This is a genomic window from Limnoglobus roseus (assembly GCF_008254045.1).
Classification (GTDB): Bacteria; Planctomycetota; Planctomycetia; order Gemmatales; family Gemmataceae; genus Limnoglobus; species Limnoglobus roseus.
This window is the reverse complement of sequence record NZ_CP042425.1, coordinates 1,998,517-2,019,616: the sequence shown is the minus strand read 5'-3', so window position 1 is coordinate 2,019,616 and position 21,100 is coordinate 1,998,517. Positions and strand designations below refer to the sequence as shown.

Below are 21,100 nucleotides of genomic sequence, written 5' to 3'. Positions count from 1 at the left end.
CCGGCCACTTCGTCGTCGCCACCACCGAGCGGCCGCGCGACGACCGTATCCGGAGTTGTTTCCGGGAGAACAACCCATTCCCGCCCACGAACCCTCACCAGTGATCCGACGGCAAAGCTCACGACGGCCTCCCGAACACGTGTGGGTAGCGGGTGAGGGCTACGTCCCAATCGTCCTCGTGATGGAACCTGACGACCGTGAATCCAGCGTCTTCCATCGCCTCGGTCAGTTCGGCGTCCCGCTTCTGCCGGTCGGGGAAGTCATGCGGGGGGCCGTCGATGTACACGGCGGTCTGATAGTCCGCGTAGAAGAAGTCGGGGGTGGTCCGGCACGACTCGACGAAGTGCTGGGCGTGGGTCGGAAGACGAAGGCCCCGGCCATCGAGGTGGGCAAGCCACCGTCGCTCAAGGTCAGACCCAGCAAGCCGCCCTAGAGTGATCATGTGGTCAGCGCGGGTCTGGCCGCCTGGGGCGGTGTCGGCCCGTGCGCGGCTCATCCGCAAGAGGACGTCCTTGATCGCCTGGCGGTCGAGCAGCCTGTGAACGGGCTGGTTAGCGTAGTGCATTAGGCAATCGTAGCATGCGGCCTCGCACTCCTCCGCGGTCGGTGAAGAGCGACGCCGGTCCTCGCCAGTGTCGGGGTCGAAGTGGCAGATCTCAAGTGCCTTGCGGGCTACCGTCGCAATCGCATTCGGGTCGTCGAGCAGCCGCCGCAGCACACCCGCACCGCCTTCGGCCGATTCGTAGATGAGCAACACGCGCGGCACGTCGCCCGCCGGCAGTAGTTCGGTCGCAAGTTCATTGTCTTCGAGTTGGTACGTCAACTGGATCGCATGCTTCAGGGCAGACTCCAGAGAAACCATCGGCCCAGCCTCCCAGGTGCCGGACGGTTCGAGAAGCAGGCAATTCCGGCGGTCCTCGACGTAAGGGATCACCCGCCTCTTGCGCGCGGACATGGGGTCGTTCTGATCGTCCGGATCTTGATCGTTCGTCTCCCAGAACCCCCGCTCCTCATCGAGTACGAAGCCGTACTGGCTGCGGTTCGTCCGTTGGCGCCAGCCCATGTTGATCCGCCACAGCGTGGCCGCTCGGCCGTAGGTCAGCGTGGCGATTTGCTCCTCGGCATCCATGAGTCGCGCGTTTGTCCGGACGGGAGCACCGCCCCGCTCCGCAAATCGCACTGCGGTGCGGATCTCGTAGCCGAGCCGGAGGCGTTCCTCCTCGTCGCAGTTAATTTTGTCTTTTCGCTTGGTCGCCACGTTCTGCAGCCGCAGAAGGTTCTCGAACTCTCGCGGCAGCTTCGTCGTGCAGCGCTCGCACAGGTCCGGCCCCGGTCCATTGGGGATGGGATGGAGGTAAGCGCACACCTCGCACTTTTTCGCCCGAGTGGTCATCACCTCGTCGTCCTGAACCGACAGGATGACCCGGTTGATGAGGTAGCGGGAGCCCTCGTGGTACACGACCGACCGCGGACCGAACTCCGAGATGGCCAGGAACCGGGGGCGGGACAGGTACTCTTCCTTCTGGCGGGTACGGCGCGCCGGGATGAACGCCGATAGCGGGAGCCGGGGGAAGTTGTAACCGGGAAGGAACCCCTCGCTGGCGAAGTACCGGTAGCTGTAGAAGTCGCTCTGCGAAAAATCTTCGGTTTCCGTCAGCAGCCGTAGTTGCTGCTCGGCCTCCCGCCGCAGCCGCTCGGCCTGCTGCTTATCGCGAGAGTCGCGTGCCGCGTCCCGGATCACCTCGTTCTGCCGCGCTTGCTGGTCCATCGCCGCCCGGTAGAGCCCACGCCAGCGGTTGCACGCCGCGTCGAACTGTCGCGGGGCTTGGTTGAGCACGTCGTCGAGCCACGTCTCGCCGTACCATCCGGCCCGGACGCACTCCTCCCGAACGTCCGCGAGTATCCGCTCGGCCCGTACACGGGCGCGAGCACGAGCGGCCGGGTCTTCGGTCTGGCTGCGCACGCTCTCGGGGATCGTGAGGCTCGGGTTGTTTCCGTCCTTCAAGCCGAGGAGGTCGCCGAGCGACCGCTTGAGGTCGAGATCCGTCTCGGCCAACCATACCGCCTGCACGTGAGCGCGGACGAGGTCTTCGTTGGCGACGTCGAGGCGCGGCGGGGACACCGATCCCGCGACCATCAGGTGCGGCCGGCGGAAGAACCACTGGTCGTGCGGGCTGCCTGTCGAGCAGTAGGTGACGACGATAGCCGGTTGCCCGCTCCGCCCTGCTCGGCCGCTCCGCTGGGCGTAGTTGGCCGGCGTCGGCGGCACATTCCGCAGTCCGACCACGTTCAGGTCGGCGATGTCGATGCCGAGCTCCATCGTCGGCGAACAGTAAAGAATGGGCAGCCGGGCCTCGCGGAAGTCGTTCTCCCGCTTGATTCGCTCGTCGTATGGCACCTGGGCGGTATGCTCGCGGGCCGCCATGCCGAGGAGCCCGGCTGCGGTCTTGCGATAGAACTCGACGAAGAATGGGTTGGTACGCCCGCCGCCGCTCGACTGGCGCCGTACCCGAATCGGGTCGTGAAACGGTTTCGACCCGTTGCCCGCGACCCACAGCATAGCGTCGGCAACAATCTGGTACCCTGCGACGTCATCCGCGGTGCGCTTCGGCACGACGGCCTCGACGATCCCGCCGACCGCCAGCATCCGGAGCAGGTCTGCGATCACCTGCTGCTTGTCGTCGAGCGACAGCCGGCGGCTACTGCCGAAGAACGTACCCAGGTACTGGGCGAATGCGCTGCGGCCGGACAGATACAGGTTCCCGCGGTAATCGCCTTCATCCCGCGTCCGCGGGTATAAAACGAACGCGTGCTCCATAGCCCCGGACTCGTTCTCGTCCACCGCCCACGGATCAATCAGCCGCTGGCTGCTCTGCTGGACGAGCGACTCCTGGTAGGCGGGGGTCAGATAATCGACCTTGATCGCCAGTTCGCGCCGCATGTAGTCGAGCAGAACCTTCGCCAGCCGCTTCCGGTCCTCGGGTTTCGTGGCCTGCAGGTACGGGCTGGCGGATTGCCATTCCTCCTCGGCCGCGCACAATTCGTCGAGCGCCGGGTAGCAGATTTCCAGTAGTCCGCACTGCTCCAAATTGGGAGAAGTCACCCGCCAGCCGCGCTTCAGGTCTCGGTAGAGGCGGTAACCGAGTACGTTCCGCAGGGCCTTGTCCGTGTCGTTCTTCGCCTGAAACTTGACGCCAGCGTTGCTGGAATAGACCTCGACCGGCAACTTCAGCGCGTCGAACACCCGCTGGGTCAGCACCTCGTGCCGCAGTCCGTCCGGTCCGGCTTTCTCGGCAGCCGCGAAGAGCGCGCCGCGCAGCAGCCCGACTTCGACGAAATCGTTGAAGTGACCCGCTTGGAGGGAAGCGTCCTGGCGGTTGTCGGTAAAACTGAGAAGTTTCCGTGCTGTAGGCGGCAACTCGCTCTGCCGCAGGTGGCGCACGGCCGAAAGGCTAAGGATCGAGGTGGCAGTGCTCCGCCCCTCCGACCCGAGGGCCGTAAGTTTGCCAAAGTCAGAGCTCTGGCGGGCGTTGTACGTCACCCCGCAGCACAGGCAGAACCGGAAGGGCGCTTTGACGAAGTAGCCCTTGAGTCCGTCCTCGTCCGATGTAACGCGTCCATCCGGTGCCACTGTGAGTTGGCGGGGCAGATTCTCCTCTTGCGATTTCTTCACCCGAACCCCCATTCGCGGGTGGTCTTCGATCCAGTCGTCAGGGATGCGCTCGAGAAGCTGCGCGTCGTCATCGCCCGGCCACGGCTGATCCGCGCTGAAGTGAAAGTACCCAGGCTCCCCGCCCTCGTCGCTGCGATCAGTCAGATCCCGGGGCACCAAGAACGCGTCGTCGGAGAGCCGGACGGCGTAATACTCCTGGCCGCACTCCCGGCAGAACACAAGCGGTAAGAGCACCCGGTCCCGGTCCCCCGGCACGAACCGCTGCCCTTGAACGGTGAGGTGGCGGTCGGCTTCCGGTTCGAGAGAGGCGTAAACGCTGTCCCCACGGCTGATGAACTGGTGCAACCGGAAGGCGAACGGCGGTCGCCGGGTCTCGGGGTGGGGGGCACAAACGTAACTGGCTTGCAAACCGGCGCGGATGGCGGTCGCACAGGTCTCTGCCGAAAACCCGGTCAGTTCGTGGAGCTTGGCCGCCGCCCCGAGTTTCCCGCCGATGGCGGATGGGCGCACCCTTACCAGCCGGGAACCGCCGGCGACCTTCGTCACACCGAATGTGGATTCGATCCATGCCGAGAGTGGATCGGCAGTGAACCCGGCATACTCGGTCGGGGCGTCACGGCCCTCGTTCCGAACGCGGTCCATTAACGCGGCTTTGAAATCGGGCGATGCGAGATCGGGAACGGGAGTGACCCGCCGGAGCGTCTCGCCGATGACATGTTCGGGCCGGACCTCTGTGCCGAACAGTTGGCCGGCGACTTCCGCCACGCGCCGTTGCTGGTCAATGAGTTCGCCCTCGGTGCTGAGGGTCGCCGACGTCCCCACGTACTGGAGCTTCGGGGCGGACATCGCGTCCCGCACCCGGCGGATGAGCATCGCGACGTCCGCCCCTTGCCGCCCGCGGTAAGTGTGCAGTTCGTCGAACACGAGAAACTGAAGACCCTGCGCCGCGCGGACCAACTGCCGGTCTCGCGGGCGGGTGAGGATCAGTTCCAACATCACGTAGTTCGTGAGAAGGATGTCCGGCGGGTGGGAGAGAATCCGCTCCCGCTCTTCCGGCTTCTCCTGCCCGGTGTAGCGCGCGAACGTGACCGGGCCTTTCCGGTCCGGGTAGCCCAGCCCCAAGAACTTATCGAGTTCGCCGAGCTGGCTGTTGGCGAGAGCGTTCATCGGGTAGACGACGATGGCCCGAATGCCCTTCCCGGTGCCTTGCCGCAGGACGTGGTCGACGATCGGCACGATGTAAGACAGGCTCTTGCCTGAGCCGGTTCCCGTCGTCAACACGTAGGGAAACCCGGTTCGTGCCACCCGGATGGCCTCGGACTGGTGACGGTGCAATTTCAGCGGGCGCCCTTGCGGGTCTCCGTCGGATTTGATCCGGAACACGTGGCGGCACTCGGGGTGCAACACACCTGTCGCCGCCAATTCCTCGATGCCGTCCCCGCTCTCGAAGGACGGGTTTAGTTGGATCAGCGGCTCCGGCCAGAGCACTCCCGCGTCGAGTTGCTCGTTCACGAACCCCCGGAGACGCGGCTCCCGGACGGCCAAGAAGCTGCGAGTGTACCCGGCGTAGTCGCCGATCAACTTGCCGCGGAAATCGAAGATGTCCATGGGCGGGTCCGAATACGGAGCCGGCCCGGCGAGCCCCGAGGCGGGGAACTCGCGAAGCCGAGGGCTGCTTGACAACGTGCAATAAAATAAGAGTCTACAGCGGGCAGTCTCGTCGGGCCATACGCTGACCTGCGACGATCAGCGAGTTTGAGAGCGTACTTGGGCCAGCCGTTGGATTCCTTACACGGTTCGGACCGGCTTCGAGGACCGAGAGTTCGGAAGGAGTCACTCGTGAAAATCGCGACTTACAACGTGAACAGCGTGAACGCCCGGCTGCCGGTGCTGCTCCGCTGGCTCGCGGAAACACAGCCCGACGTGGCCTGCCTCCAGGAACTCAAGGCACCGCAAGAGAAGTTCCCCGTCGGGGCGCTGCGAGAGGCGGGCTACCACGCGATCTGGCATGGACAGAAGGCGTGGAACGGTGTCGCCATCCTGGGCCGGTCGGGCGAGCCGGTGGAGACAGGGCGCGGCTTGGCCGGTGACCCAGACGACGCGCACAGCCGCTACCTCGAAGGTCAGGTCGGCGCCGTCCGGGTCGGGTGCCTGTACCTGCCCAACGGGAACCCGGCCCCCGGCCCGAAGTTCGACTACAAGCTCCGCTGGCTCGAACGCTTCACGGCGCGTGCTTCCGAACTGGTGTCACTCTCCGATCCCGTCGTCCTTGCGGGCGATTACAACGTGCTTCCAGAGGAACTCGATGTCTACAACCCGGCGGGCTGGGAGGCCGACGCGCTATTCCGGCCGGAGTCGCGCGAGGCGTACCGTCGGCTGCTCGCGCAGGGGTGGACCGACGCGCTCCGTCATTTAAACCCGGACAAGAAGATTTTCACGTTCTGGGATTACACCAGCGCGGCGTGGAGGCGAAACGCTGGACTGCGCATCGACCACCTGCTGCTCAACCCGGCGGCCACTCAACGGCTGAAGGCCGCGGGCGTCGATCGCGATGTGCGCGGGTGGGAGAAGACGAGCGACCACGCACCGACGTGGATCGAACTGCGCGACGGGTCGCAGGGGACCGCTTCCTGACTCCAGAGATCAGCACGCGCCCTCACCCCGCCCGGTTGAGCATCCCGGTGGCTTCTACCTCGACCCATGCGAACGGCGGCGCATGCGAGACCGCCATGACGAGCACCGTTCGAGGCTCCTGCTCAGGCAAGCCAATCCGCACCGGCTTGCCCTGAAACAGGTCTAACCTGTCGAATTCGTCGATCGACACTCGAAGCCGAGCAGACCGCCCTTCGACCGAATAGAAAGCGTACAGCAGTTCCGTTCCGATGCTCACAAGGCCCGTTCCGCGCATATCCTTCCTCCCCGCGATCCAACCCGAACCGCGACTGTTGCAGTGTCCGCCCGCCGTCACAATGACGGCAGGTTAGAACTGTCGCTGCGTTGTTTCTCCCGCCCGGTACCTTCGGCAAAACCGGGCGAAGCCATCGTTCAATCGAGCCGCATGTGCTGCCGAATGCCCCGCCCTCTTGTCCCCCTCTCGCGCTAACGGCAAACTGTCTTTCCACCGTCGAAGGAGGCTGCAATGGGCGACCGCGTCTGGCAGATCCCGCAGGAGCAGTTCGTGGCCGCTTGGAACCGTGCCGCCACCCTCGCCGACCTGTCGCCGGTCCTTCGGGAACTGGCCGGAGGAAGCGTCCCGCGGTGGGCCGCCATCGTTCGCGCCAGGGCCTTGCGGAAGGAAGGCGTCGATCTCAAGCCACTAATCCCGCAGACGGCTGCGGCGTAGCTCAAATCACCTCGTCGATGAGCACGGGCATCCACGTGGCCCTGGTCATCACCCGGTAGTACCGCGTGCTCGGCTCGCAGATCAGGTACACGACCGGCTCACCTGTCCGCGTCCGCACGAGTAGGCCGCGCACGCCTTGCTTCACCCGGAACCACACGCCGTTCGTCATCACGTAGGCGGCGGGCACTTCGACTGGCTCCGGCTCGATGGCCGACCACTTGCCCTTCTCGACCGTCTCCCGCCACGTCCAGCCGGTGGGCGGCAGCTTCCGCTCGCTGCGGTCCCGGTTGCCCCACTTCACGACCTGCAACCGGCCGTTCCACCACACCGGCAGCAAGGCCGGAACCGACCGCCAGTCGAACCGCACCTCCCGCTCGCCCCCGCGGGTGTGAACGCGGTCGATTAATTGCTCGACGACGATGTCCGGAAGTTCACTCGTGGGCAGGGCGACGGCGGTACACATGGCGGCACGTCACACGGAGAACCGGCACTGAACCGCCCGGCGGAGGCAGGCGAGGATGGCGGTCGCGTCCGAGAACACATCACCCGTCACCGGCAGGTCTGCGCACTGTCTTGCTTCGCGCATCACGCCCCGCAGTCGCACCATCACCGCCTCGGGCCGACCGGCGGCGAACAGCAGGTGGCACCATGCGACCTCGCGGGGAAGGCGGAGGGTAGCTGCACGCAGGGGGCAATCGTCGCCAGTGCTCGCGACACGGAGGCGGGCCGCGACCTTGGCCCACTCGATGGCCGCCCGGATCAGGAAGTCGTCCCCCATGACACGCCCTCAGAAGCACACCTTCCCGCGGATGTCGCAGATGTCGAAGTCGTTGGCCGGGTCACGGTACACGGCCGGCAGGTACAGGGTTGCGGCCGACCGGACCTTGAACCGGCCGAACTTCTCGTTGATCGCGTGCTTCGTGGCCGCGAGCTTTTCCTTCTTAGGATCAGGCGCGTCGAACAAAGAAAGCTGGAATCCCTTCGCCCGCCGCAGTTCGGTGGCCATGACGTGCATGTGGGTAGCGGTGGCGCCGGGTATGTATGCGCGCCGAAGCGAAGTGCGGGCGGCGTCGAGCAGATCGTCGAACCGATCGGTCGGGACGGGCATGGACGTGGTGCCGCCGGTGCCGGTGCCGTCCTTCCAGTCTAGTTGAATGGCCAAGGTGGTAGTCCGGACGTTGTGGTAGCGGAGTTCCTCGATCAGCCGCTCGACGTGGCGGACGCACCACGCCCAAAGCAGTTTCGGGTCGTCCACGTTCCCCATCAGGCTGCCGCCGCGGGCCAGCACCTGGTGCGGCGGACGCTCGGGGCGGATCGGCATGACGGGCGTGCCGTTCAACTCCAGCCAGATTTCGTACCCCGTTTTCGTAAGGAGCTTGTTGACCAGGCGGCCGTCGGCGTCGGCGAGGTCAAGGCAGGTGCGGATGCCATAGGGGGCCAGTCGGTCGGCCCTCTTCCCACCGATGCCGCTGATTTCGGTAACGGGCATCTTCGCTAGCAGTTCCCGCTCGTGGTCGCGGGTCAGGACCGCAACAGCGCCGAATGGCTTACCGGTGTCGCTGAACAGCTTCGCCAAGGTTCGCGTCCGGGCCACTCCGATGGTGACGGGCAGGCCCGCAGCTTCGCGGATGTAGTCTCGAATCTTCGTCGCCGTGCCGGGCAGGTCGGTGCGGTGGCTGGTCGGGATGGCCTCGAAGAAAAACTCATCCACGCTGTAATATTCGACTCGCGGTGAGAACGTTCCCACGATGCCGAGCATCTTCCGAGACAGCACTTCGTACCAGTAGAAGTCGCGCTTGACGTACACGCCGTGCGGGCAGAGCTTCGCTGCGTCCCAGATCGGCGTCCCCGTCTTCACGCCGTGCGCTTTCATTTCGTAGGACTTCGCAATCACGCACGCGCCGTTGTTGCCGAGTACGCCGACGGGCTTGTCCGTCAGGTCCGGGTGCCGGACACGCTCCGCGCTAACGTAATAGCAATCCGCATCGAGATGAGCGACAAAAGTGGTCATGACGGCCCCTTCCAAGGTCCGGCCCTGCGTACAGTAGTGATTTTGTGTTCACTATTCCCCCTCTCATCTGTACACTCAGAACGGGCGATGGCCAACCGCAGGAGGTGGGATAACGTGTTCCGGTTTGTTCCCGGGGTGGGTCGTGACAGATGCCCGTGCTGCCATTCAGGCCGCTGCCGGTGAGATGCTCCGATTGCTCTCCGGCCTAGCGGGGGCGCTTCCGCTGCGGGTGACCGATGCGGACGGGAAGCTGGCCTGCCTGATCCAGGTCTGGGATGCAACGCGGCCGATGCCAACCGCGTCCGCCGCGCGCAGGCCGAGGTCCCCGGGTCAGCGGGCGGGGTGCAAGGGAGACATTCTTGCCGCCATCCGCGACGCGGGCCGGCCGCTCACCCGCAAGCAGATCGTCAAGCTGTTCCGGGACGAGCGAAAAGGGCACGGGCCAGGGACGGTGGCGAAGGCGCTGGCCGACCTCACGAAAGCGGGTGAACTGGTCAACCCGAAGGATAAGAGGGGTTACCGGCTGGCGGAATGGCCGCGTGCCGAACGGACGCCGAGCATGTTCGAGGGAATCCGCGGGGAATAGCCGATGGAGGGTGCATGTGCGGCAGATTCACATTGACGGCATCGGCCGATGACGTGGCGGCAGAGTTCGAGGTTCCGGACCCGCCCCTTCTCCAGACGCGGTACAACGTCGCCCCCAGCCAGGTGATCGCCGTCGTCGGACTGAAGCCGGACGGGAAGCGCAGGGGCATCGCGCTGCTCCGGTGGGGGCTGGTGCCGAACTGGGCGGCGGACCCGAACACCGGCCCACGGCCGATCAACGTGCGGGCCGAGTCGATCGTACACAAGTTCGGCGCAATCCTCCGCGAGAATCGCTGCCTCATCCCGGCAGACGGTTTTTACGAGTGGAAGACCGAGGGCAAGAAGAAGACGCCTCAGCGCTTCACGCTGAAGACCGGTAAGCCGTTCGCCTTCGCCGGCCTGTGGGACGTGTGGGGCGAGGGAAAGCAGAAGCTGGTCACCTGCTGCCTGGTCACGACCGAGGCGAATGCCGTGGTCCGGCCGTACCACGACCGGATGCCGGTGATCGTTCCGCCGGAGAGCTATGCGGAGTGGCTCGCCCCAGAGACGTCGATGCCTCAGCTGACAGCACTGCTCAGGCCGTACCCGGCGGAAGCCATGCGGAGCAACGAGGCCAACCCGGCTGTTAACTCTCCGAAGAACGACGGGCCGGAGTGCTTGGTGGCGTGAGGGACGTCGCGGAGAATCTTTCAGAGTCCAGAAAGGAGCTTCCGCTACGCCGGTATCATCACTCGGATCGGCCGCGGTTCCCCGACTAAATGGGCGATAGTCAGGGAGCCAACGGCCGGTCTTTTTTTGTTAGCACTCGCTGATCTTGACTCGAAACCCTTCATGGCGCCGCATCAGAGACGATCTGCCGTAAATGCGGCTGAGGTCTGAACAGAACTCAAGCGTCAAAAGTGGCGCAACAGTTGCTCGAATCTCCGCCTCGCGAACGCTCAGCGGAGTTCCGTGAGCGGTCGCGATGCCACCCTGCCGTCAGACGGCGAGCGGGGTCTCTCCGGAGGGATTCACATGTCGAAGAAAGCAGCTGCGTCGCACAAGAAGGCCGCCGAACACCATAAGAAGGCGGGCGAACACCACGAGAATGCCGCCAAGCACCACGAGGCGGGCAACCACGAGAAGGCGGCTCACCACGCCCACACCGCGAAGGGGCACCAAAGCCAGGCAGAAAAGCACGGTGACGAGGCGGCAGCCAGCCATGCTGAAGAGCACGGCACCAAGTAATGGTTAGCTCGCTGTCGAGAAGACTAATGGCCTCGGAACGCGTCGGCATTCCGGGGCTGGTTTCGTCTATGGTTCTGGAATTTGTCAACGCGATCAGTGGTTATGCGCCCAAGACCGCGCAGTCAGGCGACCAAACCGAAGCGGGTGACTGATAGTGGGGCGCAAATCTGATACGACAACCATCATTTGAGGCTGGAAGACTACGAGTTGGGCCGCGTGGCGATGCACTACTTCTCGAACAGTCTCGCAATGCTGATGACCTGATTTGCGCCGAGCATCTCGACAAGGCTTTTGATTGCCTCGACTTGTAGCGCGACGCCAGGCGGCCCACTGTCCGTGGCGCGTAACGCCGGCTTGGGCGACTCTGAGGCCCGATCCGCCTTCTTTGGCGACGGGTTCGATGCCTTCTTAAGCTGACTCTTTAAGGTAGAAAATGCGGCGTTGCCGAGGGTGATGCCGAACTGCTCTTTCACATAGGCCACCCCGTCAACTGGGCTTCCCTTCCCGGCGGCTATGGCCTTCTCAACAGCCTCTCGCTGGGTGATCTTTTCGACCGGCGGGGCGGCTGGCTCGGGTGCCTGTTCGGGAGGGGCTTCCGGAGTTTTCTTTTTGGCCATGATGTATCGGCTCGTGATGACAGCGGGCGGCATAGATCGTGTAATCCACAGGGCTAACGCAGTCCACTGGTCGAGTCTAGATTGATGGCGTTTCTGCTAACTGACCTCGTCATAACCGGCTCAAGTATAGGTTATTTGAGGCCATGATATCCTATCTTTCGACCGTCGCTGTCGGAGTGTTCCATCGTGGGGGTGCATGGTCGGGGGTCCCCACGCATGGAACGCGACAGAAGCGGCGGGAGAGGTTTTCGACCGTTCACTAGAGCAAGAGGAGGCTCCGGAGTGGCGGGTGCTGCCTTCAGTCGAACAGGCTCGGCTGGTCATTGCCCGAGACCCGCCGGCGCTGCGTAATGCGTTGTGTGTGCCGGGGTGGCTGGATTGCCGTGGGCTTAGGCTCCGGCAGTGCGATCACGTTGCCGCCGGGGGCGTCATCGGACTCGTCTTCGTCGACGGGCTTTGCCAGCTCCTGCGGTGCGTCTGGCGTGACTGGCGCTTCGGGTTCGTGAACCTCAGCCTTCGTTCGCACAATCCGGGCCGTCACCGGGCGCTCTGCTCGTGCCGGCGGCTTTGTGCCGATCCGTGCAACAGCCTCCACCGCGTTCGATGCCCGAAGTGCCTTGATCTGGGCGTCGAGTTCGATCACGGTCGGCTCCCCTTCCTTCGACTCGGCTGCCTTCTCCGACAGCCCGGCCTTCAGCTTGTCACGCAGACCCATCAATTGCCGCTCGTAATCGCCGTGCCGGAACACCGCCCCGAGCCGCGACTCGTAATCCCAGAGTTGCCCCTCCGCCACAGCCTTATCCTGCTGGCACCGCTCACGGTCCAGGGCGTACCCGTCTGCAAGTCGGTCGAGGGCGTTCAGCAATGCCCGGCCACCACCGCGCAAGTCAGTACGACGGATAACTTGCCCGTCGAGGTATGCTTCCATGCCGCCCAGATGGTGAAGGATCACCCCGAACGCCAGCCCGTGGTACATGCCCATCGGCATCGTCCGGGTCTCGCTGACCGTTTCGGGCAAGCGTTCCAACCGTGCAGTGAGCGCCTCCACGGCATCGGCGTTCGACAACGTCCGGTTGCCCACTGTAACCCTGTCTTGTTCGTGAGCCGTCAGCGTTGCAATGTCCGCGGTGAGGCTCTCGATGCGGCGGGTGAAGCTCCTGATCCGCTCGGGCAACTCCTTCAGGTTCCGGCGGGCGAGGTACTGCTCGTCGTGGTGGTTCTTCCGCAGGATGGCGAGCCGCTGTAGCTCTGCGTCAGTCTCTGCCAGCGTTAGCACTGCCGGGTTGCCGGACGCAATGGCTTTCACTTCAGCGTAGCTCAGTTCCTGCCCGCCGACGTCCTCGGCCTTCCGCACGGCGCAATCGCCGGTCATGATCTGGGCGATGAACCGAGCCTTCGTTTCCAGTGCCTGCCACATGTACGCGTCGAAGCTCGCCTCAGTGACGTAGCGGTAGATCGCCACCTCTTCGTTGGTGTTGCCCTGCCGGAGGATGCGGCCCTCGCGCTGTTCGACCTCGGCGGGCTTCCACGGAGCATCGAGGTGGTGCAGCGCCACCAGTCGCTTCTGCACGTTCGTGCCGGTGCCCATCTTGGCCGTGCTGCCGATCAGCACTCGTACCGTGCCCTGGCGGACTTTCTCGAACAGGGCGTTCTTCTTCGCGTCCGTGTCGGCGTCACCCATGATGGCAATCTGGCTGGCAGGTATGCCCTGATCGGCCAGCTTCGAGGCGATCTCGTCGTAGACCGAGAACGGGTTCGGGTGGACGCCCATGTCGCAGAAGATCATCTGCGTGCCGCGCGCAGCCTCGGTCTTATTCCAGATACGGACGACGTTACCGACGAGGGCGTTGACCTTCGACTCGGCGAAGTCCCCGCCGGCGCCGAGCATCCGCCCGTCGAGGGCGAGCTTGCGGCCGTCGGTGGTGATGGCCAGCGCGTTGTCGATGCGAGGGTCCACCCTCTCGTTGCGGATTTTCTCGTACCGCTCCACCAGCTTGGCTTGCATCGCGTGCTGCTCGTCGGACATCGGGCAGGCGACCGTCTGTGGCTTGCCGCCTTCGAGCTTCGGCCGGGGCAGGTCGAGCATCTCCGCCGTCTGCACATCGGCGAAGGAGCGGAACATCTGGACCAGTTCGGGCAGGTTCACAAACTTGGCGAACCGGCTGCGGGGTTTCAGGGTGGCGCCGTCCGGGCTGATCTCCATCGCTTCGACGACCTCGCCGAACGTGGCCGCCCAGCCGTCGAAGTGCTCGATACCACGGGAGCGGAGGCCGGCGGGGTCGAAGTACCGCTGCATGATGTACATTTCGGCCATGCTGTTCGAGATGGGCGTGCCGGAAGCGCCCACGAGCCCGTGGCCGGGGTGTCTTTGGTCGAGGTAAGCCGCCTTCATGGCGAAGTCGAACGCCCGCTGGCTGCCGCCACCTGGGATGCCCGCCACCCGCTCCATCTTGGTAGGCACCTCGGCATTTTTGACGGCCTGGCACTCGTCGTAGAAAATCTGGTCCACGCCCAGCTCGTCGAACACCAGCCCGTCGTCTTTCTTCTTCTCGGCCAGCAGGCTTTTCAGCTTCTCCTCGCGGTTTGCCTTTTGCTTTTCGAGCGTCTTGATGATGTTCCGGCCCTTCGACGCCTTGTCGATGAGCATGGACTCGTACTCGGCGATCTGACCGCGCAGGAAGTCCGCCTGGAACTCCGCGGACATGCCCATGTGCTCGAACCCGGAGTGGGTGACGATGATGCCATCCCAGTCGCCCGTGGCGATCTTGGCGGTAAGAAACTTCCGCCGGTCCTTGGTGAAGTCCTCCTTCGTCGCAGTCAGGATGCGTGCGTTCGGGTAGAGTTGCAGCCACTCGCGGGTGAACTGTTCGAGCATGTGGTTGGGCACGACGCAGAGCGGCTTCTTGACCAGCCCCGTCTGCTTCATCTTCATCGCCGACGCGACCATGCACATGGTCTTACCTGCCCCAACCGTGTGAGCCAGCAAAGTGTTTCCGCCGGTCATACACCGCCACACACCATCGACTTGATGCTGTCGGAGCGTCACTGCTTTGCTTATCCCCGGAAACTCCAAGTGCGAGCCGTCGAACAGGCGGGGGCGAAGGTTGTTGAACGCGTCGTTGTAATCTCGAACCAGTCGCTCCGTGCGGTCCGGGTCGGCGAAGATCCACGCTTTGAAGCGATCCTTGATCTGCCGCTGCTTTTCCTTCGCGGCGAGCGTCTCGGTAGTGTTGACGATCCGCTGCTCTTTGCCGTCGTGGTAAACCGTGTCGTAGATGACTGGGGATTTTAAATTCATCGTTTGTTCGAGCAGCGCCGTGCCGTTGATGCGGCTGGTGCCGAAGTCGGCGGTGGCCGCGACGGAGTTCGACGCCAGGTAGTCCGGCTCGACGCTCCAGAGGGCGTCCTTCTTCAGGTGGCCGATCTTGATCGATTCCGCCGGAACGCCGAACAGTTCGCCTGCGAACGCCTGGATGTCGGATGCGGGAATCCACGGCGCGCCGAGGTTGGCGTCGATGTCGCCTGGCAGCACGTCCTCGGGCTGCACCTGCCGTAGTGCCGTTACGTTGCGGGTATATTCCGGCCCCGCCTTCTCCGCGGTGACGAGCTTCGCCCGGACGTTGCCCGATAGGTAGGCGTCAGCGGTCTCCCACCGCTTCGACTCAGGGTCGCGGTAGATCAGGTCGCCCAACTCTGCGACGACCGCCTGCTCGGGCTTGCCGTAAAGCGTGGAGATGTACGGCAGGTCGATGCCGCCCTTGTGGTCGAGGGAGACGAGCAGGCCGTCTTCCGCACACGTGACGCGGGTGACGGGCGGCTTCGGGCCGACCACGTCCTGACGCATGATCGCGGCCTTCTCGGCTTTGCCGGTGGCCTCGTCGTACTCCTCTAACGACATGACCAGCATGGCGTCGGGGTCTTCCCGGAACTTCACCAGATTGGGCATGCGGCGGATTTGGCCGTCGTCCTTGCCGGGTGAGAACGTCGTCTTGTTGATCGGGCCATAGGCGGAGTGGAAGCGATCGTAGGCTTGGTTCAGGTTTCGGCGGGCCTCTTCGCGGGCGGTTTCGGGCCAGCCCTCGTTCTGCGATTGGAGAACGCGGCGGGAAAGGTCGCGGAGCTCGATCAGAGCCCCCATCCGGCGGCCGACCAGGGCACCGTTGGACCAGAGCTCGCCGCCACCGTAAACGACCGGTACGGACTGCCCGCCCTCCATCTGGTGGATGCGGCCGTCGTGGACGAAGAAGCTGCCTTCGGAGATGTGCTTGAGCGGGGGCGGGGGGATGAATGCTGGCGCTACTTGATGACCTGAGGCCTTTACTTGGTGAGTTACGCCATTTACTTGGTGCTTTTCGTTCGTCTCCGGCGGCGGGTTCGCCCGCTGAGCTTCAACGCGGGTCGGCTCGAACCGGGGCAGCTTGCTCACGGCGATTCGGAGTTGTGTGGCCAGGTCGCCGTGGCTGGTGACGCTGAAGCCCTCCCCGCCGTAGAGCGTGTCCTTGCGGCTCCACTGCCCCAGCACGGCCTCGGGGTGGTTCAGGAAGTACCGGTTCACCGCCACCGTCGCGTCTTCGACGTTCAGCGGTCCGGTCTCAAGCCATGCGGGGTCCGCATGCTTCGGCTCCTGCCCCGGTGCCCGCTTGCGCAGGAACAGGATGTCGGTGACGACCGCCGTACCCTCCCGCTTGAAGGCATCTGATGGAAGCCGGATCGCCCCGAGGAAATCTGCCTGCGCGGCGAGCTGCTCACGGGTGGCCGCGTTCTGCTTGTCGAGGGTGAAGTGGCTGGTGACGACGGCCAGCACGCCACCGGGCTTGAGTGCGTCCAGCGACTTGGCGATGAAGAAGTCGTGCAGGGCGAGTTTCTGGCCCTTGAAGTCCAGCTTCACGTCGGCGAAGGGGACGTTGCCAATGACCGCGTCGAGCAGGGGAAGCTTGGTGTCGCGGAAGTTCTCAATGCGGATGTCGGCCTGCGGGTGAAGCACCCGGGCAATGCGGCCGGACAGGCTGTCTTGCTCCACGCCGATGTAGTGGTGAGGGCCGGTCATGAACGCCCCTGATCCGCAACCGGGTTCGAGGACGGTCGCTGTCGCGGGAACGCCCAAACAGGAAAGGGCCTGGTGCATGGCTCCCATGACGACGGGAGAGGTGAAGAACTGGCTGAAGGTGGTCCGCTTGGCGCTGTCGTACTCGGCGGGGGTCAGCAGCGATTGGAGCTCGCGGCCGACATCTTCCCACCCGTCTTTGAACCGGCCCGTCTGGGGATCGGGGAAGATCGAAAGGGCGACGGCGCCGAACCCGCCGAACTTGCGGAGAACTTGCAGTTCGTCGTCAGAGGCGGGTCGCTGTTCACGCTCGACGGTGTGGAGTGTGCGGATGGCCGCGAGGATGTCGCGGGCTTTGGTCTTCTCGCCTGCGGATAAGTGGTTTTCGTGCATGGTGTCTCCTGACTTGGGAAGCCCCTCCAGCGGGGGCTTTTCGCCGGAGTCTTTCACAGACGCGGGGCCGGGAGCGACAGCGCCGGGGCAAACGGAGAATTGGGGGAGACCTTCAGGGGGTGCCGATTGTCCGCTTGCCCCGCCCGGCTGCGGCTGTAGCTCCGGGGGCGAAAGCTCCTCGGGAGGGGTGTCATCAAGGTCGATGTCGAAAATCGTGCCTTGTCGGGATCGACGGGCGGCTTCGCGAGAGACGTGAGAAGAGTTCCGTGCAGGAGGTTTGAAGCGGTCGGAGAAGGGCATTTACGGCAACCAGCCCTCCATGACGTGGCGCACCTGCTTGGCGATAGCAGGGTGCATCGTCGTCTTGCCCGACAGCCAGCGGCGGATCGTACGGGCGTTGATCGGCAGTTCACGGGCGAGGCGAGCTTGCCATCCCCGCCCGTGCTTGTTGCCGAGAGTGCGAAGTTCGGCGGGGGTCATGCGGCCAGCTTGAGCAGCTTGATCGCCTCTGAATTCACGACATCACCGCCGACACGGGTAGTGGCGTAGAACTTCACGAACGGCTTCTCGGTAAACGGGTCACGCAGGATGCGGATGCCCTGACGATCGACTATCTGGTACGCCGACCGGAAGTCCGCGAGAGCCACGGACAGCGAATTCGCGTGCGGAGTAGGCATGTCCGGAGCGGAAAATGTCGGGACGCCCAGAAGCGTGTCGGGTGCGCCGGCGGCGAGCCCGGGTTGCCAGAGATATTGGCCGGTAGTGACCTGTTTCAGCAGGCGAACCTGCTGGGCGGTCATGCGGTTCATCAGGAAGCTAGCGCGGCGAGCGTATCCCTCTTTTAGCGAGTAGTATAAGTTGATGAGCCCGTCGGCTGTCACCTGAGCCGATACTCCAGAGTTGATCTGCTGAATCTGGCCCCAGTTAGTCCCCGCAGCGAAGGTAAGAATCCCCCTCGGCTGACCAACGCCGTTGCCGGAGATGAACGCGATGTTCTGGGTGCGGGCGAAAACGTCGGCGATCTTGTCGGCAAGCCAAACTTCTACGTCAATGTTGCTGTCGTCCACCAGCTTCTGGGTGGCCTTCGGCTGAGCGTACAGTTCGTGCGTCGTAATGCTGCGTTTCGCCAGCTTCGGCGTCGAGGTGTCGCCAACGCTTGCAGTCTCGGTAGTCCAGTTCGCTACCGCCGAATCGCGGTCATCGACCAAATCCAGAGCGTCCGACGAGATGGTCTCGACCGACGCCAGATGCCGCATGGGCGAGGTCTCGAACACAGCCTGAGTGATTCGCGCCGACATGGTCGGGGTGACGAGGTATCCGCCGTCGCTGTCCGTGCCGACGGACAACGCTTTCTCCTGTAGCCTTTCTAAAGCTGCGTCCATTCCCTTCCGCAGGTAATTGCGGAACGCTCGGGTGTACTCGCCATCAGCGGACTGGAACGGGAGAGCAGATAGGTTCTGGTCGATTCTGCTTTTGTGATTGTCGATCGCGACGCCAATGTTGCCCAGATGCTCGTCGTAGAGGGGGTCGGCGCTTCCCTTTCGTTCGATATCCTTCAGCCTCGCGTCGTTGATTTGCTTGAAGTTCTCCCAGGCGTTTATCAGGCCAAATACCTTATCATCGGTCATACACAATCCATCATTTCGCAGGACTTCATTGCCCATGCGTTCGGGGGCATACTGCCCGCTTTGGATGCACAAGGCAAGCGGTTTTCTCTACCGTCCACGCCCTTTATCGTTCAACTCGTCCATCATCTCCCGGTATTTGTGGCGGGGGTACGGTTCTGGTGCTGGCTTAAATAGGTCGCGGAATAGGTGAACGGTCGCTGCGGCCCCCATCATGATGACGCTACCGACGCCGACGTACTGGAGAATCGTCTGCATCCGCTCGTTGTCGGTGTGCCGCGCCATGTGGTTAGCGTGCATGCTGAGGCTGTGCAGAGGGGCGTTCATCGGTCGGCCCGAGGAAAGACCGCCGGGCAGTAGCCGTAGCTGTGGCAGGAGCAAGCGGAGAGACCAGCGAGGAGGGTGAGGAGCACGAGGCGGCGGATCATTTGCACCCCCGATCGAATAAGGCCTGTTGGTTCCTGATCTGGTTAAAGTAGTGAACGGCTGGCTGCGGCGGGGTGAGCGCGTTTAGCCATGTCCGCGTGGTAAAGTCGGGGTGAATTGCGGTCGGGCAGTATGTGACTGCGGGCGGTGCGGCGGGCTGTGAATTACAGCTCGTCAACAGTAGTAGACCAATCGCTGTCAGGCTTGGCCAATTCCTTCGCTTCTGCGGCTTTTGCGGCATACGTCTCTTCCGTTACCTGTTTGGGCTGGCTTCCCCGGCCGAAGAGGAGTCGCAATAACGCCTCGACGACCGGGACGAGCAGGTCTTTAAGAAACGGCGGCATCGGCAGCCAGATTCGCCTTGTGCTGGGCGACGGCAGCTTCGATTGCACCGTTGATCGCGTTGGTCACGACGGGCAGGCCCTGAGCCGTTAGAGTGGCGATGACGGTTGCCTGAGCGGCCTTGAGTTTGTCGGCACCAGAACCGCCTTGTGCTTCGGCTGCGGCAACGGCACTGGCTGCGGCAGTCAAAAGCACCGTGCCGCCATTCTTCGCGATGGAATTGGCGAGTGCGCTCAGGCCAGTCAAAACGTCGGCCACGCCGTTGTGGAAAAACCTTTCGATAACTGCAACTGCGTCGTGAAGTGCGGGGATATTCTTAAACATGGTCTATTCCTTCTTGATCGTCGCGGTGGCGTTGATTCGCCCCCGGATGGCCTTGTATGCGTACCAGATACTGCCAGCGTTTACGGCTAATGTCACGCCGTTATTGATGACATACTCCGCGAGGTCGGTGTCTATAGTGGACCCCATTTGCGAGACCAAAAACCGACGAATTTAAGCTACTCCTTCGCCGGCTCTTTTGACCGTCCGGCCCGGTACACCTCGGCCGGGGTCTTGTACCCCAGTGACTGGTGCAAGCGGGCCTCGTTGTAGAAGGTGAAGTACGCCTTCAACCCCCGCTCCAACTCGGTCACCGTCTCGTATCCCCGCAGGAACACGTCCTCGTACTTCACCGTCCGCCACAGCCGCTCGACGAACACGTTGTCCAGGCACCGCCCCCGGCCGTCCATGCTCACCCGCGCCCCGGCCGCCTCCACCCGCTCGACCCACGCCCCGGCCGTGAACTGCACCCCTTGATCGGTGTTGAACACCTCCGGGGTGCCGGCCGCCAACGCCTCGTCCAGCATGTCCCGGCAGAACGCCCCGTCGAGCGTGTTCGACAACCGCCAGGCCACCACGTACCGGCTGTACCAGTCGATGGTGGCGGCCAAGTACATGAACCCGCCGGGCAGCGGCAGGTATGTAATGTCGGCACTCCACACCTGCCCGACGCGGTCGATCGGCACGCCGCGGAGGAGGTACGGGTACACCGGGTGGCCCCGCCCGGCCGACAGCTTCGGCTTCGGGTGGATGGCTTCCAGGCCCATGACCCGGAGCAACCGCTGGACCCGCTTGCGGTTCGCCGGGTGGCCGTTGCGGGCCAGCCACCGGGCGATCCGCCGGCTGCCGTAGAACGGGCAGGCCGTGTACTGCTCGTCGATCCGCCGCATGAGGGCCAGGTTGTCGGCCGACTCCTCGGCCGGCCCCCGGTAGTACGTGGCCCGGCCGAGCCCGACCAGTTGGCACTGCCGACGGACGCTCAGGTCGGCGTGCCCGGGGTCGATCAGCGGCCGCAGGTCGTCAACCGAACGTCGCAGCTTTTTTTTTCACCCAGTCGAGCTCGACCTTGAGCCGGCCGATCTGCTCGTACAGCGCGGGTGTCTGGTCGTCGCCGGGGGCGACCGCCTTCGCTCCGGCGGCGAACACGGCCTCGGCCCCGGCCAGGAGTTGCTTCTTCCACCCGTGGATGAGGGTCGGGTGGACGCCGAAGTGGGCGGCCAACTCGTTGACCGTCTTGTCGCCCTTCACCGCGGCCAGAGCGACCTGGGCTTTGAACGCCGCCGTGTGGGTCTTCCGCTTCGCCGTCATCAGGACCACCTCCGAGGGCCGCCAGAGTAGCTTACCTGGCGGTCTCAGTTTCGGGGTCCACTATAGTCGAAGGGTTTACCCGTGGCCATTGTTGCGAGGGCCAGTACGTTCAGCACGATGGCTTTCAGTGCGGCTCTGACAGTGGCGGATTGGAGTGGGGTGATGGTGTTGAGTTCGTCCATGAT

The 21,100-nt window shown here is 64.0% G+C and carries 21 protein-coding genes; 6 read left to right on the top strand and 15 right to left on the bottom strand.

The annotated features are described in order from the left end of the window. Positions 1-118 precede the first annotated feature (118 nt). A complete protein-coding gene (locus PX52LOC_RS08475) occupies positions 119-5,281 on the bottom strand; it encodes a DEAD/DEAH box helicase (protein WP_149109685.1) in 5,163 nt (1,720 codons plus the stop codon). A gap of 231 nt (positions 5,282-5,512) precedes the next feature. Between PX52LOC_RS08475 and xth the strand changes: the two genes are divergently transcribed. Next, positions 5,513-6,307 (top strand): exodeoxyribonuclease III, encoded by a 795-nt coding sequence (gene xth, locus PX52LOC_RS08470; protein WP_149109684.1) that lies wholly within the window; start codon positions 5,513-5,515, stop codon positions 6,305-6,307. Between the two features lie 22 nt (positions 6,308-6,329). Here xth and PX52LOC_RS08465 read toward each other — a convergent pair whose 3' ends face one another. Further along, positions 6,330-6,581, bottom strand: a complete 252-nt coding sequence (locus PX52LOC_RS08465) for a hypothetical protein (protein WP_149109683.1) — start codon at positions 6,579-6,581, stop codon at positions 6,330-6,332. 231 nt (positions 6,582-6,812) lie between these two features. On the opposite strand from PX52LOC_RS08465, the gene PX52LOC_RS08460 reads away from it, so the two are divergent. After that, positions 6,813-7,016 (top strand): hypothetical protein, encoded by a 204-nt coding sequence (locus tag PX52LOC_RS08460; RefSeq protein ID WP_149109682.1) that lies wholly within the window; start codon positions 6,813-6,815, stop codon positions 7,014-7,016. A gap of 1 nt (position 7,017) precedes the next feature. On the opposite strand, the gene PX52LOC_RS08455 is transcribed toward PX52LOC_RS08460, so the two are convergent. Genes PX52LOC_RS08455 through PX52LOC_RS08445 form a run of 3 tightly spaced genes read right to left on the bottom strand, consistent with a single transcriptional unit; the run spans position 7,018 to position 9,027 of the window. Further along, entirely contained in the window at positions 7,018-7,479 is a 462-nt protein-coding gene (locus PX52LOC_RS08455) for a hypothetical protein (RefSeq protein WP_149109681.1), read from the bottom strand. Positions 7,480-7,488: 9 nt separating this feature from the next. Then, positions 7,489-7,794: a hypothetical protein gene (locus PX52LOC_RS08450; RefSeq protein WP_149109680.1), complete on the bottom strand. Its 306-nt coding sequence runs from the start codon at positions 7,792-7,794 to the stop codon at positions 7,489-7,491. 9 nt (positions 7,795-7,803) lie between these two features. After that, positions 7,804-9,027 carry a DNA polymerase Y family protein gene (locus PX52LOC_RS08445; RefSeq protein WP_149109679.1) on the bottom strand — a complete coding sequence of 408 codons (1,224 nt, stop codon included), beginning with the start codon at positions 9,025-9,027 and terminating at the stop codon, positions 7,804-7,806. 142 nt (positions 9,028-9,169) lie between these two features. On the opposite strand from PX52LOC_RS08445, the gene PX52LOC_RS08440 reads away from it, so the two are divergent. The 4 genes from PX52LOC_RS08440 (at position 9,170) to PX52LOC_RS43265 (ending at position 10,991) form a co-directional block, all read left to right on the top strand. Continuing rightward, positions 9,170-9,613: a hypothetical protein gene (locus PX52LOC_RS08440; protein ID WP_149109678.1), complete on the top strand. Its 444-nt coding sequence runs from the start codon at positions 9,170-9,172 to the stop codon at positions 9,611-9,613. A 14-nt stretch (positions 9,614-9,627) separates the two neighbouring features. Further along, positions 9,628-10,281, top strand: coding sequence for an SOS response-associated peptidase (locus PX52LOC_RS08435; RefSeq protein WP_149109677.1), 654 nt, complete (start codon positions 9,628-9,630; stop codon positions 10,279-10,281). 345 nt (positions 10,282-10,626) lie between these two features. Next, entirely contained in the window at positions 10,627-10,839 is a 213-nt protein-coding gene (locus PX52LOC_RS08430; RefSeq protein ID WP_149109676.1) for a hypothetical protein, read from the top strand. 26 nt (positions 10,840-10,865) lie between these two features. Further along, positions 10,866-10,991: a hypothetical protein gene (locus tag PX52LOC_RS43265; RefSeq protein WP_261345056.1), complete on the top strand. Its 126-nt coding sequence runs from the start codon at positions 10,866-10,868 to the stop codon at positions 10,989-10,991. A 75-nt stretch (positions 10,992-11,066) separates the two neighbouring features. Here the strand turns inward: PX52LOC_RS43265 and PX52LOC_RS08425 are convergent, their stop codons facing one another. The 10 genes from PX52LOC_RS08425 to PX52LOC_RS40325 all read right to left on the bottom strand — a co-directional run bounded on the left by PX52LOC_RS08425 (position 11,067) and on the right by PX52LOC_RS40325 (position 21,097). Further along, entirely contained in the window at positions 11,067-11,456 is a 390-nt protein-coding gene (locus PX52LOC_RS08425) for a hypothetical protein (protein ID WP_149109675.1), read from the bottom strand. Positions 11,457-11,754: 298 nt separating this feature from the next. Further along, on the bottom strand, positions 11,755-16,893 hold the full coding sequence (locus tag PX52LOC_RS08420; protein WP_149109674.1) for a DEAD/DEAH box helicase family protein: 5,139 nt from the start codon (positions 16,891-16,893) through the stop codon (positions 11,755-11,757). A gap of 300 nt (positions 16,894-17,193) precedes the next feature. Beyond that, entirely contained in the window at positions 17,194-17,373 is a 180-nt protein-coding gene (locus PX52LOC_RS08415; protein ID WP_149109673.1) for a helix-turn-helix domain-containing protein, read from the bottom strand. Further along, positions 17,370-18,521 (bottom strand): phage major capsid protein, encoded by a 1,152-nt coding sequence (locus PX52LOC_RS08410; protein ID WP_218575299.1) that lies wholly within the window; start codon positions 18,519-18,521, stop codon positions 17,370-17,372. Before PX52LOC_RS08410 ends, PX52LOC_RS08415 begins: the two co-directional genes overlap by 4 nt. 87 nt (positions 18,522-18,608) lie before the next feature. Continuing rightward, complete coding sequence (locus PX52LOC_RS08405; protein WP_149109672.1) at positions 18,609-18,845, bottom strand: hypothetical protein; 237 nt, start codon at positions 18,843-18,845, stop codon at positions 18,609-18,611. 263 nt (positions 18,846-19,108) lie between these two features. Beyond that, a complete protein-coding gene (locus PX52LOC_RS08400) occupies positions 19,109-19,288 on the bottom strand; it encodes a hypothetical protein (protein ID WP_149109671.1) in 180 nt (59 codons plus the stop codon). Next, positions 19,272-19,610, bottom strand: a complete 339-nt coding sequence (locus PX52LOC_RS08395) for a phage holin, LLH family (RefSeq protein ID WP_149109670.1) — start codon at positions 19,608-19,610, stop codon at positions 19,272-19,274. Before PX52LOC_RS08395 ends, PX52LOC_RS08400 begins: the two co-directional genes overlap by 17 nt. Before the next feature lie 3 nt (positions 19,611-19,613). Next, positions 19,614-19,757 carry a hypothetical protein gene (locus tag PX52LOC_RS40330; RefSeq protein WP_168218870.1) on the bottom strand — a complete coding sequence of 48 codons (144 nt, stop codon included), beginning with the start codon at positions 19,755-19,757 and terminating at the stop codon, positions 19,614-19,616. A 29-nt stretch (positions 19,758-19,786) separates the two neighbouring features. Continuing rightward, positions 19,787-20,918, bottom strand: a protein-coding gene (locus PX52LOC_RS08390) for an IS3 family transposase (protein WP_390637529.1) whose coding sequence is annotated in 2 segments (ribosomal slippage) — positions 19,787-20,635 and positions 20,637-20,918 — 1,131 coding nt in all. Because the reading frame shifts where the segments join, the coding sequence is not laid out codon by codon here. Between the two features lie 41 nt (positions 20,919-20,959). Then, the gene (locus tag PX52LOC_RS40325; protein ID WP_168218869.1) at positions 20,960-21,097 is read right to left on the bottom strand and encodes a hypothetical protein; all 138 of its coding nucleotides are present in this window, start codon (positions 21,095-21,097) and stop codon (positions 20,960-20,962) included. Between the last annotated feature and the right edge of the window lie 3 nt (positions 21,098-21,100).

Bases quoted from the DNA above. Each gene is read 5' to 3' on its own strand.
- PX52LOC_RS08460 (WP_149109682.1), top strand. From the start codon at position 6,813: ATGGGCGACCGCGTCTGGCAGATCCCGCAGGAGCAGTTCGTGGCCGCT.
- PX52LOC_RS08435 (WP_149109677.1), top strand. From the start codon at position 9,628: ATGTGCGGCAGATTCACATTGACGGCATCGGCCGATGACGTGGCGGCA.
- PX52LOC_RS08405 (WP_149109672.1), bottom strand. From the start codon at position 18,845: ATGAACGCCCCTCTGCACAGCCTCAGCATGCACGCTAACCACATGGCG.
- PX52LOC_RS08455 (WP_149109681.1), bottom strand. From the start codon at position 7,479: ATGTGTACCGCCGTCGCCCTGCCCACGAGTGAACTTCCGGACATCGTC.
- PX52LOC_RS40330 (WP_168218870.1), bottom strand. From the start codon at position 19,757: ATGGGGTCCACTATAGACACCGACCTCGCGGAGTATGTCATCAATAAC.
- PX52LOC_RS40325 (WP_168218869.1), bottom strand. From the start codon at position 21,097: ATGGACGAACTCAACACCATCACCCCACTCCAATCCGCCACTGTCAGA.
- PX52LOC_RS08415 (WP_149109673.1), bottom strand. From the start codon at position 17,373: ATGACCCCCGCCGAACTTCGCACTCTCGGCAACAAGCACGGGCGGGGA.
- PX52LOC_RS08395 (WP_149109670.1), bottom strand. From the start codon at position 19,610: ATGTTTAAGAATATCCCCGCACTTCACGACGCAGTTGCAGTTATCGAA.
- PX52LOC_RS08450 (WP_149109680.1), bottom strand. From the start codon at position 7,794: ATGGGGGACGACTTCCTGATCCGGGCGGCCATCGAGTGGGCCAAGGTC.
- PX52LOC_RS08475 (WP_149109685.1), bottom strand. From the start codon at position 5,281: ATGGACATCTTCGATTTCCGCGGCAAGTTGATCGGCGACTACGCCGGG.
- PX52LOC_RS08425 (WP_149109675.1), bottom strand. From the start codon at position 11,456: ATGGCCAAAAAGAAAACTCCGGAAGCCCCTCCCGAACAGGCACCCGAG.
- PX52LOC_RS08410 (WP_218575299.1), bottom strand. From the start codon at position 18,521: ATGACCGATGATAAGGTATTTGGCCTGATAAACGCCTGGGAGAACTTC.
- PX52LOC_RS43265 (WP_261345056.1), top strand. From the start codon at position 10,866: ATGGCCTCGGAACGCGTCGGCATTCCGGGGCTGGTTTCGTCTATGGTT.
- PX52LOC_RS08400 (WP_149109671.1), bottom strand. From the start codon at position 19,288: ATGCCGCCGTTTCTTAAAGACCTGCTCGTCCCGGTCGTCGAGGCGTTA.
- PX52LOC_RS08465 (WP_149109683.1), bottom strand. From the start codon at position 6,581: ATGCGCGGAACGGGCCTTGTGAGCATCGGAACGGAACTGCTGTACGCT.
- PX52LOC_RS08420 (WP_149109674.1), bottom strand. From the start codon at position 16,893: ATGCACGAAAACCACTTATCCGCAGGCGAGAAGACCAAAGCCCGCGAC.
- PX52LOC_RS08430 (WP_149109676.1), top strand. From the start codon at position 10,627: ATGTCGAAGAAAGCAGCTGCGTCGCACAAGAAGGCCGCCGAACACCAT.
- PX52LOC_RS08445 (WP_149109679.1), bottom strand. From the start codon at position 9,027: ATGACCACTTTTGTCGCTCATCTCGATGCGGATTGCTATTACGTTAGC.